Raw genomic sequence first — 13,055 nt, 5'->3', positions numbered from 1 at the left:
ATCGTGATGCCCTTTCCGCCGCCGTGGCAGGAGGGGGCAAAAGGCATGTGTGCTACGCGGTTTTGTTTAGACCGGCTTATATTCGGCATTAGTGTTCCGTATGGTCAGAAGCGGCATTGCCGCATGGCAGGCCTTGCTGGCATAGCATTGGCGATCCCGTATTGAAGAGCCTGAGGGGCAAGCATGAAGACGACGGCGCGCGTGGTTGTTATTGGTGGCGGTGTGGTTGGCGTGAGCACGCTTTATCACCTTGCCAAGCTGGGGTGGTCCGATGTCGTTCTGGTTGAACGCAAGGAGCTCACTTCCGGTTCGACCTGGCATGCCGCAGGTCTGCTGCCCTTGTTCAATCTGAGCTACTCGGTCGGCAAGCTGCACCAGTATTCGGTCGGCCTTTATCCGACGCTCGAAGAGGAAACCGGTCTCAACGTCGGTTTCTCGCGCGTGTCGAACATCCGTCTTGCCAACAGCAAGGACCGCATGGATGAATACCGGTATTACGCCGGTGTTGCCAAGACCATCGGCGTGGACGTCAAGTGGCTGACCCCCGAAGAAGTCAAGGAAATCTGGCCGCTCGCCGAAACCGACGGCATCCTTGGCGCGATCCAGCACCCCGACGACGGTTACATTCAGCCCGCCGACCTGACCCAGGCCCTGGCCAAGGGCGCGCGTCAGCTTGGCGCGACGATCTATCGCAATACCACCGTTACCGGCATCACGCAGAAGGCGAACGACGAATGGGTGGTGACCACCGATCAGGGTGAGATCACCTGCGAGCACGTCGTCTCGGCGACCGGCAGCTTCGCCCGCCAGACCGGCGCGATGGTTGGCCTCGACATTCCGGTCGTTCCGGTCGAGCACCAGTACATCGTCACCGAGCAGCACCCCGCGATCATGGAGCGCCGCAAGCAGGGGCTGCCCGAAATGGGCGTGCTGCGCGAATCCGACGCCAGCTGGTACATGCGCGAAGAAGCTGGCGGCCTTCTGCTCGGGCCCTACGAAATCGGCGCTCCGGCCTGTTATGTGAAGGGTCCGGCTTCGAACAGCGAATACGAACTGTTCCCCGACGCGCTCGAACGTCTCGAACCCTATATCCTTTCGGCCATCGCGCGCGTTCCCGCTTTCGGTGAAGTCGGTGTCAAGAAGGTCTACAACGGCGCCATCGCCTATACCCCCGACGGTTCCCCGATCGTCGGTCCGGCCTGGGATCGCAAGAACTTCTGGCTCAACGAGGGCCACTCGTTCGGCATCACCGCCGCCGGTGGTTCGGGCTGGCAGCTGGCGCACTGGATCGTCAACGGCGAACCCACCATCGACATGATGGGCGTCGATCCGCGTCGTTTCGGTGACTATGCCGGCGAAGGCTATCTCATCGAGAAGAACGAGGAAGCCTACGCCAAGGTGTTCTCGATCCACTATCCCGATGAAGAACGCGAAGCGGTCCGTCCGCTGCGTCGCACGCCCTGCTATGACCGCATGAAGGCACTCGGCGCGGTGTTCGGTTCGGTCTTCGGCTGGGAACGTCCCAACTGGTTCGCGCCGCAGGGCTATGAGCTGACCGAAGCCGATCTCGACAAGGCCGACGTCATTCTCAACGAGAACCATCCGGTCGTTCCGGGTGAAGCGATCCGCGAAAAGTGGTCGTTCCGTCGTTCGAACTATTTCGAGCACGTTGGCGCAGAATGCCGTCATGTCACCGAAAAGGTCGGCCTTCAGGACATGAGCGCTTTCGCCAAGTGCCTGATCACCGGCCCGGGTGCGGAAGACTGGCTCAACAGTCTGCTTTCGAACACGGTTCCCAAGAAGGTCGGCAAGGTTGCGCTGTCCTACCTGCTGACCGACGAAGGCGGGGTTCGCGCCGAATTCACCGTCTACAAGAAGGCGCCGCAGACCTATTACCTCGTCTCGGCCGGTGCGCTTGAGCGCCACGACCAGGACTACCTGCTCAAGGCGCTGCCGAACGACGGTTCGGTCCGTTTCGAACGCCTGACCACGGCCATGGGCGTGCTCGTCCTTGCCGGGCCCAAGGCGCGCGACGTTCTTGCCAAGGTGACCCGCACCGATCTCTCGAACGAAGCGTTCCCGTGGCTCACGGGGCAGTCGATCTCGATCGGTGGCGCCAAGGTCGACGCTTTGCGCGTCAACTTCATCGGTGAACTGGGCTGGGAATTCCACCACCCGATCGAGATGCAGAACTACATCTTCGACAAGCTGATGGAAGCGGGCGCCGAGTTTGACATCAAGCCCTTCGGCATTCGCGCGATGACGTCGATGGCGCTCGAAAAGAGCTACAAGCTGATCCCCCGTGAACTGTCGATCGAATATGCCGCGCTTGAAAGCGGGCTCGACCGTTTCATCAGCTTCAAGAAGCCGGCCTTCAAGGGACGCGAGGGGCTCCTCGCTCGCAAGGAAGCCGGTCTCAAGTGGAAACTCGTGACGTTGGAAGTCTTCGGTGTGACCGATGCCGACGCGCGTGGTTCCGAACCGATTTACCGGGATGGCGTGTTGGTTGGCCGCGCTACCTCCGGTGGCTATGGTTGGCGTGTAGGCAAGAGCCTGGCGCTGGCGATGGTCGCACCTGAACACGGCGCCTTGGGTACCGAACTCGAGATTTCCATTCTCGGCAAGGGACACAAGGCCGTGGTGATCCCAGACTCGCCCTTCGACCCCGAAAACCACGCATTGCGGAGCTGATTGCGATGCAAAACTTCGATTCGATTGCCGAACTGTTGAACCAGGATCGCCGCGGCTACACTCTCCCGCAGGGTCTTTATACCAGCGAGGAAGCGTTCCGCTTCGACACCGAGGTGATGTTGAAGAAGGTGTGGCTCTATGCCTGCACCGTGGCGCATGTGAAGAAGCCGGGGGATTACTTCGTCTTCGATCTGGCCAACAATTCGGTCATTATCACGCGTGGTCGCGACGGTGAAATCCGCGCGTTCTACAACACCTGTACCCACCGCGGCGCCAAGCTGTGCGAGGCGCAGAAGGGGTCGATGGCACGCGTGATGTGTCCGTACCACTTCTGGACCTTTGGCCTCGACGGCAAGCTGATCGTGGCGCGGGGCATGCCGGAAGGCTTCGACAAGGCCCAGCACGGCCTTCGCGAAGTGGCACTCGAAAACGTCGGCGGGCTGATCTTCATCTGCCTTGCCGACAATCCTCCGCCGATCGATCGCGCCAAGGCCGACATCAGCGAAGCGATCGCGTTGTACGACCTCAGCAAGCTCAAGGTCGCGGCGCAGGATGATCTCTATGACCAGGCCAACTGGAAGCTGGTCATGGAGAACAACCGCGAGTGCTATCACTGCGAGAGCAACCATCCGGAACTGCTGAACTCGCTCAACGGTGCGGGTTTCGGTCGCGGCAACCCTGAAGAAGGATTGTCCGAGGACACCGACGCGGTGGCCAAGGAAACCGCGCACTGGAAGGAACTGGGGATCTATCGCGATCTCATCGAGTTCCCCGACAACTGGTGGCATCGCGTGGCGCGCCTCGGGCTCGCCCACGGTGCGGTTTCGCAGACGCTCGACGGCAAGCCGGCTTCGAAGAAGTTGATCTGGCCGATCGATCATGCCGAGCCGACCAGCATCTCGGTCTGGACGCACCCCAACTCGTGGCATCACTTCATGTGCGATCACGTCGTGTCGTTCAGCGTCGTTCCGGTTGGTCCGGACAAGACGCTGGTTCGCACGACCTGGCTTGTCCACGAAGATGCGGTGGAAGGCGAAGACTACACCGTTGAAAACCTTACCGCGGTGTGGAAAGCGACGAACCAGCAGGATCGCAAGCTGGCCGAACTCAACCACGCCGGCATCGGGACCGACGGCTATCGCCCCGGGCTCTATGCAGTCGAGGAAAATCTGGTCGACGCATTCAAGACCTTTTACGTCGAACAGAGCAAGCTGGCACTCGAACCGAGCGCCTGACGCAGATCCCATCCGGCCGGGGCATCCCGGCCGGATTTGCGTCTGGAGCATCGCGCAAGGTGCCGGTTCTGCCGGTCCTTGCGAAAAAGCGATGCTGTAACAAGGAACTGGAGTGGGCAGCGCATTTCCTCAATGAGGCGGCCCGTCCCAGAAGACTGGATGGCAAGGACTGGATATTCCCCCGATGAAGCGCTTTTCCGGACTTAATCTCTTTGCCGAGGCCCTGCGCGGGCATACCGGCTGGCCAGAACACTGGCCTGACAAGGAACCCAAGAAGGCCTACGACGTGATTATCGTCGGCGCGGGCGGTCATGGTCTGGGGGCGGCTTACTACCTTGCCTCCAAATATGGCGTTCGCAATGTCGCGGTGATCGAGAAGGGCTGGCTGGGCGGCGGCAATGCCGGGCGCAACACGACCATCATCCGTTCGAACTATCTCTATGACGAAAGCGCGCATCTGTTCGATCACGCCGTCAAGCTGTGGGACGGTCTGAGCCAGGAACTCAATTACAACGTCATGTATTCCAAGCGCGGCGTGCTGATGCTCGCGCACAACGTCCATGACGTGCAGAGCTTCAAGCGGCATATCCATGCCAACCGCCTGAACGGCGTCGACAACGAATGGCTGACGCCCGAAGAGTGCAAGGCCTATTGTCCGCCGCTCGACATTTCGCCCAATGCCCGCCATCCCGTCATCGGCGGCGCGCTGCAGCGTCGCGGCGGCATTGCCCGTCATGACAGCGTGGCTTGGGGCTATGCGCGCGGTGCGGTTGCACATGGCGTCGACATCATCCAGAACTGTGCCGTGACCGGGATCCGTCGCGGACCCGATGGCGCAGTGCTCGGCGTCGAAACCGAAAAGGGCTTCATCGGCGCGAAGAAGGTCGGCGTTTCGGCGGCCGGCAATACCTCGGTCGTGATGAAGATGGCCGGGCTCGACTTCCCGCTCGAAAGCTACCCGCTGCAGGCGCTGGTGTCCGAGCCGGTCAAGCCGATCGTGCCTTGCGTCGTGATGTCGAACACCGTTCACGCCTATATCAGCCAGTCCGACAAGGGCGAGCTGGTGATCGGCGCGGGCACCGACCAGTACGTCAGCTATTCGCAGCGCGGCGCGCTCCATATCCTCGAGCACACGCTGGCGGCGATCTGCGAGATCATGCCGATCTTCACCCGCATGCGCATGCTGCGCAGCTGGGGCGGCATCGTCGACGTGACGCCCGACCGTTCGCCCATTCTCGGCAAGACGCCGGTTCCGGGCCTTTACGTCAACTGCGGCTGGGGCACCGGCGGGTTCAAGGCAACGCCGGGCGCTGCCGACCTGCTTGCCTATACCATCGCCCATGATGCGCCCCATGCCATCAATGCGCCGTTCCATCTCGACCGGTTCCGCACCGGCCGCCTGATCGACGAGGCCGCCGCTGCGGCGGTCGCGCACTGATCCTGTTTCGACGAGAGACGCGATGATCCTGATCCATTGCCCTTACTGCGAGGAAGATCGCCCCGAGGTGGAATTCACCTATGGCGGCGAGGCGCACATTGCGCGCCCGCTCGATCCTTCCGCGCTTGATGACCGTGAATGGGAAACCTTCCTGTTCGTTCGTACCAACGAGCGTGGTCTCCACGCCGAGCGTTGGCGCCACCTTCACGGTTGCGCCCGCTTTTTCAATGCCATCCGGGACACTGTGACGGACCGTTTCGAAGTGACGTACAAGACGGGTGAACCTCGTCCCGATCTGACGGCCACCACCAAGGCGGCAAAGGCCGGAGGCAAGGCATGACCGGTTATCGTATTCCTTTCGGCGGCCGCATTGATCGCAGCCGTCCGCTGACTTTCACGTTCGACGGTCAGTCCTATGAAGGCTATGCCGGTGACACGCTGGCATCGGCTCTGGTGGCCGCAGGCGTCACTGTGTTCGGTCGTTCGTTCAAGTACCACCGCCCGCGCGGTCTGGTCGCGACGGGCGTCGAGGAACCCAACGCCCTGATCTCGCTCGATCGTGGTGCGGACCGGGTGACGCCCAACCTGCGCGCGCCGCAGATCTCGCTCTATGAAGGGCTGGTCGCCAAGAGCCAGAACCGCTGGCCTTCGCTCAAGCACGACGTTGCCGTGCTGAACGACGTTTTCGGCGCGTTTTTCCCGGCCGGGTTCTACAACAAGACGTTCATGTGGCCGCGTTCGGCTTGGGAAAAGCTTTATGAACCGGTGATCCGCAACCTTGCGGGTCTTGGCGAAAGCCCGGTCGCGCGCGACCCTGATCACTATGACGCGACTTATGCACATTGCGAAGTGCTGGTCGTGGGCGGTGGGATTGCCGGGATGGAAGCCGCTCTCGAAGCGGCGGCCAAGGGCGGCCGGGTGTTCCTGATCGACGAGCAGGACGAACTGGGCGGCGGCGCTCTGGCCGATACCACGCTGTGGGCGACGGTCGATGATCTGCGGGCCCGTCTCGCGGCGGCCGACAACGTCACCGTGCTGACCCGCACGACCGCGTTCGGCTATTATCACCAGAACTTCATCGGGGCTTCCGAGCGCCTGACCGACCATGTCGCGCCGTTCGCCGCAAAGGGCGCCCGCGAAAAGCTGTGGCGCATCCGCGCCGGTGAAGTCGTGCTGGCACAGGGGGCGATCGAACGTCCGCTGGTGTTCAACGGCAACGACGTTCCCGGCGTGATGCTGTCGAACGCGGCGCGTACGCTGGCGCTGCGTTATGGCGTCGCGGTCGGTCGTCGCGTGGTCGTCATGGCTGCGCATGACAGCGGCTGGCGCGATGCGCTGGCGCTTCATGCGCTGGGCATCGACATTGCCGCGATCATCGACATGCGCACGGTCGTTCCGGGCGATCTTGCCGACGAAGTGCGTGCGGCGGGCATCCCGATCTATCCGGGGCATGCGGTGACGGCGGTTTCGGGGCGTCTGGCGGTCAAGGGCGTGACGTTCGCGGCCTATGGCACAGGCAAGCCGCACAAGCTCGCTTGCGACGCCGTGCTGATGGCCGGTGGCTGGACGCCGAGCGTTCATCTGTGGAGCCATGCCAAGGGTTCGCTTGAATGGAGCGATGCCTGGGGCGCCTATCTTCCCGCCAAGGCGATTGAGAATTGCCGCGTGGTCGGTGCCTGCGCCGGGGCGTGGGATCTGGGCAAGGGCGAGATTTCCTCGGCGCTTCCCAATGCCATGTCGGTGCGCAAGCAGAAGGCTTTCGTCGATTTCCAGAACGACGTGAAGGCGCGCGACATCCATCTGGCGGTGCAGGAAGGCTTCCGCTCGATCGAGCACATCAAGCGCTACACCACCAACGGCATGGCGACTGACCAGGGCAAGACGAGCAATCTCAATGCCTTGCAGATCGCTTCCAATGTTCTGGGCAAGCCGGTCACGGACATCGGACTGACGACGTTCCGTCCGCCTTACACTCCGCAGACTTTCGGGTCGCTGATGGGGCACCACAAGGACGCGCTGTTCCAGCCGCTGCGCAAGACGGTCATCGACGACTGGGCTGTGGCGCAGGGCGCGGTGTTCGAAAACGTCTCGCAATGGCGCCGCGCGCGCTATTTCCCCAAGGCGGGCGAGGGCATGGATGCAGCGGTCGGGCGCGAATGCCAGGCCGTCCGCAGCTCGGTCGGCATTTTCGACGCTTCGACGCTGGGCAAGATCGAGGTGGTCGGTCCCGATGCGGCCGAATTCCTCAACCGCATGTACACCAATCCGTGGAAGTCGCTTCAGCCCGGCCGCTGCCGTTACGGTCTGCTGCTGCGCGAAGACGGCTTCATCATGGACGACGGCGTGTCGGCCCGTATTGCCGAGGATCGTTTCCACCTGACCACCACGACCGGCGGTGCGCCGCGCGTGTTGTCGATGATGGAAGACTATCTTCAGACCGAATGGGCCGATCTGGATGTGTGGCTCACGTCGACGACCGAGCATTGGGCGGTGATCGCGCTGCAGGGGCCGCGCGCCCGTGACGTGATTGCGCCGCTGGTCGAAGGCATCGATCTCTCGCCCAAGGCGTTCCCGCACATGGCGGTGCGCGAAGGAACGATCGCCGGGGTTCCGACGCGTCTGTTCCGCGTCAGCTTCACCGGCGAACTGGGCTTTGAAATCAATGTCCCGGCAAGCGAAGGGCAGAAGGTCTGGGACGCGATCTTCGCCTCGGGCAAGCAGTACGGCATCACGCCGTACGGCACCGAAGCGATGCACGTCCTGCGCGCTGAAAAGGGCTACATCATCGTCGGTCAGGACACCGACGGCACGATGACGCCCTACGACATGGGTCTCGATTGGGCCGTGGGCAAGAAGAAGGCCGACTTCGTCGGCAAGCGCTCGCTCGCACGTCCCGACATCGTGGCCAAGGGACGCAAGCAGTTCGTCGGTCTTCTCACCGAAGATCCCTACGAAGTGCTTGAGGAAGGCGCGCAGATCGTCGTCCATCCCGACGAACCGGTCCCGATGACGATGATCGGCCATGTCACCTCGTCCTATCGCAGCACCACGCTCGGCCGTTCGATCGCACTCGCGGTCCTGGTCGACGGGCATGCCCGCATGGGTGAGACCGTCCATATCCCGATGCCCGAGGGCGTCATTCGCGCCAAGGTCACCGGTCCTGTGTTCTATGATTCCGAAGGGAGCCGCCTCAATGATTGAGATCGCCCCGCTGGCCGTTTCGGCGGCTGACATCAAGTTCGGCACGGCTCCTGTCGAGGGTACCATCCTCGGCAAGGCCGTGCGCCTTTCTCCCTCCCAGCCGCTGGTGCGCTATTCGCTGCGGGCCAAGGACATTGCCGTCCTTGCCGAAGCGCTTGGCCGCAAGCTGCCGGAAAAGATCGGCACCTCGCTCGACGGTATTGCCCGTCTCGGGCCCGATGAGTGGCACGCGCTGCTTCCCGCCGGGACCGGGCTGCCGCTCGTCGAAGGCAAGCCCCTGGCCGTGATCGACGTCTCCGCGCGTTCGGTCGGTATCGTGGTCGAAGGCCCGGGTGCTGCGGCTCTGATCGAGCGGGGATGCCCGCTCGACCTCGCACAGTTCGCTCTGGGCCGTGCAACGCGCACTGTGTTCGAAACGGTCGAAATGCACCTTTGGGCACTCGCGCCCGAACGGTATCATGTGGATGTATGGCGCAGCTTTGCGCCGTGGCTGTGGAATTCGCTGGCCGAAGCGATCGTCTGATCCAACGGATCAGGCTGCCGATCCTTCGGGTCGCACAGCAGAGCGGGCGCCCGGCATCGAGCCGGGCGCCCGTTTTCATTTGATCTGGTCGGCAAGCCAGGGGAACTGCTGGATCAGTTGCCCCATATTGTCGGTCAGCATGACTTCACGGGCCATCTGCGCGGTCTGTTCGGCAAGATTGCCCAGTTCCGCTGCACGCCCCACCACTTGCACGCGGCGTGAAAAACGCCCGCGCGGCAGCGGTTCGATGCGCAGGTGTTCGACCAGGGAGGGCATCGCGACAAGGCACAGCGCCGAGGTGATGCTCCAACCGATCCCCAGCGCGACCGTCGTCAGCTGCTGGTGAATGATGTCCACCTCGATCACGTTGGGCAGGCGCAGCTTCATGCGGGTGAGCTGGCTTTCGATGCGCTGCCCCATGCCGTGATCGAGAGCGTATCGCACGAATGGCAGGCGTCCGGCCGCTTCGACCGGGTCGGTGCTGCCGGTGTAGTCGCGGGGGAAGATGAGGACGAAGGGATCGTCCATCACGTCGTGATGCTCGATGCCCGGGTGCTTTTCGAGCGTGTTGCTGCCGGTTACGAGCATGTCGACCCGACGGGCGAGGAAATCCTGCTGCTGGACCAGCGAGATGCCCGAACGGATGCGCCAGCGGCCGACGCGCATGCCGAATCGGCCCAGCAGCGGTGCGGTCAGCAAGGTCGCGAAGGTTTCCGACATGGCGATGGTGATCTGATCAACCGGCAGATTCGCGCCTTCGCGGACTTCGTCGATGACTGTCCGCGCGCTTGTCAGCAGCTTGCGCGCACGCTCGTAAAGTGCGCGCCCGGCCGGTGTCAGCCCCAGCGGCCGCAACGAACGATCGAACAGGGGCGTTCCGATTCCCCCTTCGAGCCGAGTGATCGTTTGTGACACCGCCGACTGGGTGATGCGCAGCTGGGTCGCACTGGCGGTCATGCCGCCAAGCTCGACGGTGACCACAAACACCTCGAGCGCGTGAAGATCGAATTCCGATGGCAGTCTTTGCATGCCTTACCCCTCAAGCCTGAATCCAAATCAGGCCGACTTAAGGTTTGTATCATTCATGCTTATCATCTGCCAAGGGAATTCCCGTCGGGCAAAGGGCGGAATAGACAGGGTTTCACAACAAAGGTGGCAAACCCCGGGGGTATCGATCATCGCAATGGAAAAGCCGCAATTTGTGCTCCTCGTCTCGTGTCAGGACCGCAAGGGGATCGTCGCTGCGATCGCCGGTTCGATCGCTGCACAAGACTGCAACATCATCCACAACGCCCAGTTCGGCGACGTCTACACCGGTCGCTTCTTCATGCGCGTCTCCTTCGCCGGGCCCGAAGGCCTGACCACGGAGAAGTTCAGCGAGGCGTTCCTGCCGGTCGGCGCTGCCTATAACCTCGACTGGAAAGTCCACGACCTGCGCGTCAAGCAGAGGGCTCTGGTCATGGTCAGCAAGGGCGGCCACTGCCTCAACGACCTGCTCTATCGTACGGCGACCCGCTATCTGCCGATGGAAGTCACCAGCGTGGTGTCGAACCACAAGACCTGGCAGCGCCGCGTCGAGCATGAAGGCATTCCCTTTCACTACATGCCGATCACGCCGGAAAACAAGGAAGAGCAGGAAGCCCGCCTGCTCGAGATGATCGATGAGCAGCAGGTCGATCTCATCATCCTTGCCCGCTATATGCAGGTTCTCTCGGACGCGACCTGCCGCAAGCTGGAAGGCCGCGTGATCAACATTCACCATTCCTCGCTTCCCGCGTTCAAGGGGGCCAAGCCCTATCACCGCGCATGGGAACGCGGCGTGAAGATGGTCGGCGCGACCGGGCATTACGTGACTGCTGATCTCGACGAAGGCCCGATCATCGCGCAGGATGTGTCGATGGTTGACCATGCCGACACGATCGAGGACCTGATTGCACAGGGCCAGGAAACCGAAAGCCGCGTGCTGACCCGTGCGGTCAAGGCGCATTGCGAACACCGCGTGATGCTGAATGGCGCGCGCACGGTCGTGTTCAAATGAGCGGGGACGGGCAGGCGCGCGAGGAGCGCCTCTATGCCGATCTTCAATCGCTCGGAATCACGTGGACCGCGCTCGAACATGAGGCGGTCTTTACGGTGGAGGAAAGCGAGGCAATCCACGGCGCTCTGCCCGGCGCCCACACCAAGAACCTGTTCCTGAAAGACAGTGCGCGCGGGTATTTCCTTGTCACGGTCGATCATGCCGTGCGCGTCGATCTCAAGGCGCTCGCGCCGGTGATCGGGGCAAAGAAGCTGAGCTTCGGCAAGGCGGAGGACATGGAAAGCCTGCTCGGCGTCACGCCCGGTTCGGTCACGCCGCTCGCCGCTATCAACGATGGCGAAGGCAAAGTGCAGGTCGTTCTCGACGAACGGCTTGCAGGGGCCGAGGCGGTTCACGTCCATCCGCTGCGCAATACCGCGACGATCGGCTTTTCCGGGGCCGACCTCGTCCGCGCACTGGCGCATTGGGGGCATGACCCGCTGATCGCCGCCATTCCCGAACGCGCGTGATTGCGAAGGAAACCTGCCGATGATTGCTGGTGTCTTCGACTTGTTCAAGATCGGCATTGGCCCGTCGAGTTCGCATACGGTCGGGCCGATGGTGGCTGGACGGCGGTTTGGCGAACGCGTGCGCGACAAGGGACTCTTGCCCCGCGTCGCCCGGGTCGAAGTCGCGCTCTATGGCTCGCTTGCCTTGACGGGCAAGGGGCACGCCACGGACAGCGCGGTCATTCTCGGCCTTGCCGGGGAAGTTCCGGCGCTGGTCGATCCCGACTCGATGGCGGGGATCGTCGCGCGGGTGCACGAGACAGGCCGCATCGCCTTGCTCGGCACGCATGAAGTCGATTTCGCGCCCGAACAGGATCTTCATTTCTATCATCGCGAGCGCAAGCCGTTCCACAGCAACGCGATGACCATCATCGTGCGGGATGCCGAGGGAGAGACGCTCGATGAGTGTTTCTATTATTCCATCGGCGGCGGTTTCGTTCTCGATGAGGACGAAGCCATGGGCAACATGCGCGAAGGCGACATTGCCGCCGACGTGCCGCACGATTTCGCCTCGGCCGCCGACCTGCTGGCGATCGGGGAAGCCGAGGGGCTGACTTTTGCAGAGATCATGCTCGCCAACGAATGTGCGCGCACGCCGCTTTCCGAAGTGGAATCGGGGCTTGATCTGATTGCCGAGACCATGGCGGCCTGCATCGATCGCGGGTGCCGTAATGAGGGGATTCTTCCCGGCGGCCTCAAGGTGCGGCGTCGTGCCGCATCGCTCGCGCGTGAACTGGGCGTGCGGCAGCAGACCGTGCTCGGCGATCCTCTCGCCGTACTCGACTGGATCAATCTCTGGGCCATGGCGGTCAACGAGGAAAACGCAGCCGGAGGACGCGTGGTGACGGCGCCGACCAATGGCGCTGCCGGGATCATTCCGGCGGTCCTGCGCTATTACGACCGCTGTTATCGCGGGACGCGTGAAGGACGTCGTATCTTCCTGCTGACGGCGGCCGCGATCGGCGCGCTGTACAAGCGCAACGCCTCGATCTCGGGCGCGGAAGTCGGTTGCCAGGGGGAAGTCGGTGTCGCCTGTTCGATGGCGGCGGGCGGTCTGACTGCCGCTCTTGGCGGCAACAACGGCCAGATCGAGAACGCGGCCGAAATTGCGATGGAGCACAATCTCGGGCTGACCTGCGACCCGGTCGCGGGGCTGGTTCAGATCCCGTGCATCGAACGCAATGCCATGGGTGCGGTCAAGGCGATCGACGCCTCGCGTCTCGCCATGCTCGGCGATGGAACCCATATGGTCTCCCTCGACAAGGTTATCGAAACCATGAGGCAGACCGGCTACGACATGCGTGACAAGTACAAGGAAACGTCGCAAGGCGGCCTCGCCGTCAATGTTGTTGAATGTTAATAGGTTATCGGAGTTTTCTGA

10 protein-coding genes are annotated in these 13,055 nt (G+C 62.6%); 9 read left to right on the top strand and 1 reads right to left on the bottom strand.

All coding sequences use genetic code 11. The features are described 5' to 3' along the window. Positions 1–183 precede the first annotated feature (183 nt). The 6 genes from Y88_RS05645 (at position 184) to Y88_RS05620 (ending at position 9,088) form a co-directional block, all read left to right on the top strand. Positions 184–2,691 carry a GcvT family protein gene (locus Y88_RS05645; RefSeq protein ID WP_018075726.1) on the top strand — a complete coding sequence of 836 codons (2,508 nt, stop codon included), beginning with the start codon at positions 184–186 and terminating at the stop codon, positions 2,689–2,691. Positions 2,692–2,696: 5 nt separating this feature from the next. Further along, complete coding sequence (locus Y88_RS05640) at positions 2,697–3,926, top strand: aromatic ring-hydroxylating oxygenase subunit alpha (protein ID WP_008067079.1); 1,230 nt, start codon at positions 2,697–2,699, stop codon at positions 3,924–3,926. 184 nt (positions 3,927–4,110) lie between these two features. After that, positions 4,111–5,364: a sarcosine oxidase subunit beta family protein gene (locus Y88_RS05635; protein WP_008067078.1), complete on the top strand. Its 1,254-nt coding sequence runs from the start codon at positions 4,111–4,113 to the stop codon at positions 5,362–5,364. A 22-nt stretch (positions 5,365–5,386) separates the two neighbouring features. Then, positions 5,387–5,704, top strand: a complete 318-nt coding sequence (locus Y88_RS05630) for a sarcosine oxidase subunit delta (RefSeq protein ID WP_008067077.1) — start codon at positions 5,387–5,389, stop codon at positions 5,702–5,704. Continuing rightward, positions 5,701–8,565 (top strand): FAD-dependent oxidoreductase, encoded by a 2,865-nt coding sequence (locus tag Y88_RS05625; RefSeq protein WP_008067075.1) that lies wholly within the window; start codon positions 5,701–5,703, stop codon positions 8,563–8,565. The genes Y88_RS05630 and Y88_RS05625 overlap by 4 nt, the downstream gene beginning before the upstream one ends. Further along, on the top strand, positions 8,558–9,088 hold the full coding sequence (locus Y88_RS05620; protein WP_008067074.1) for a sarcosine oxidase subunit gamma: 531 nt from the start codon (positions 8,558–8,560) through the stop codon (positions 9,086–9,088). The genes Y88_RS05625 and Y88_RS05620 overlap by 8 nt, the downstream gene beginning before the upstream one ends. 75 nt (positions 9,089–9,163) lie before the next feature. Here Y88_RS05620 and Y88_RS05615 read toward each other — a convergent pair whose 3' ends face one another. Beyond that, positions 9,164–10,117 (bottom strand): LysR family transcriptional regulator, encoded by a 954-nt coding sequence (locus tag Y88_RS05615; protein ID WP_008067072.1) that lies wholly within the window; start codon positions 10,115–10,117, stop codon positions 9,164–9,166. A 154-nt stretch (positions 10,118–10,271) separates the two neighbouring features. Here Y88_RS05615 and purU point away from each other — a divergent pair, with 154 nt between their 5' ends. Genes purU through Y88_RS05600 form a run of 3 tightly spaced genes read left to right on the top strand, consistent with a single transcriptional unit; the run spans position 10,272 to position 13,034 of the window. Further along, complete coding sequence (purU, locus tag Y88_RS05610) at positions 10,272–11,126, top strand: formyltetrahydrofolate deformylase (protein WP_008067070.1); 855 nt, start codon at positions 10,272–10,274, stop codon at positions 11,124–11,126. Beyond that, positions 11,123–11,635, top strand: a complete 513-nt coding sequence (locus tag Y88_RS05605; RefSeq protein WP_008067067.1) for a prolyl-tRNA synthetase associated domain-containing protein — start codon at positions 11,123–11,125, stop codon at positions 11,633–11,635. Before purU ends, Y88_RS05605 begins: the two co-directional genes overlap by 4 nt. A gap of 19 nt (positions 11,636–11,654) precedes the next feature. Continuing rightward, entirely contained in the window at positions 11,655–13,034 is a 1,380-nt protein-coding gene (locus tag Y88_RS05600; protein WP_008067065.1) for an L-serine ammonia-lyase, read from the top strand. Positions 13,035–13,055 lie beyond the last annotated feature (21 nt).

Source organism: Novosphingobium nitrogenifigens DSM 19370 (assembly GCF_000192575.1).
Lineage (GTDB): Bacteria > Pseudomonadota > Alphaproteobacteria > Sphingomonadales > Sphingomonadaceae > Novosphingobium > Novosphingobium nitrogenifigens.
Note: the sequence above shows the minus strand (reverse complement) of the source record. Positions and strands in the feature narration are given on the sequence as shown.

Excerpts from the sequence above, each read along its gene's own strand:
- purU (WP_008067070.1), top strand. The coding sequence starts at position 10,272 with ATGGAAAAGCCGCAATTTGTGCTCCTCGTCTCGTGTCAGGACCGCAAG.
- Y88_RS05615 (WP_008067072.1), bottom strand. The coding sequence starts at position 10,117 with ATGCAAAGACTGCCATCGGAATTCGATCTTCACGCGCTCGAGGTGTTT.
- Y88_RS05620 (WP_008067074.1), top strand. The coding sequence starts at position 8,558 with ATGATTGAGATCGCCCCGCTGGCCGTTTCGGCGGCTGACATCAAGTTC.
- Y88_RS05605 (WP_008067067.1), top strand. The coding sequence starts at position 11,123 with ATGAGCGGGGACGGGCAGGCGCGCGAGGAGCGCCTCTATGCCGATCTT.
- Y88_RS05630 (WP_008067077.1), top strand. The coding sequence starts at position 5,387 with ATGATCCTGATCCATTGCCCTTACTGCGAGGAAGATCGCCCCGAGGTG.
- Y88_RS05640 (WP_008067079.1), top strand. The coding sequence starts at position 2,697 with ATGCAAAACTTCGATTCGATTGCCGAACTGTTGAACCAGGATCGCCGC.
- Y88_RS05600 (WP_008067065.1), top strand. The coding sequence starts at position 11,655 with ATGATTGCTGGTGTCTTCGACTTGTTCAAGATCGGCATTGGCCCGTCG.
- Y88_RS05625 (WP_008067075.1), top strand. The coding sequence starts at position 5,701 with ATGACCGGTTATCGTATTCCTTTCGGCGGCCGCATTGATCGCAGCCGT.
- Y88_RS05645 (WP_018075726.1), top strand. The coding sequence starts at position 184 with ATGAAGACGACGGCGCGCGTGGTTGTTATTGGTGGCGGTGTGGTTGGC.
- Y88_RS05635 (WP_008067078.1), top strand. The coding sequence starts at position 4,111 with ATGAAGCGCTTTTCCGGACTTAATCTCTTTGCCGAGGCCCTGCGCGGG.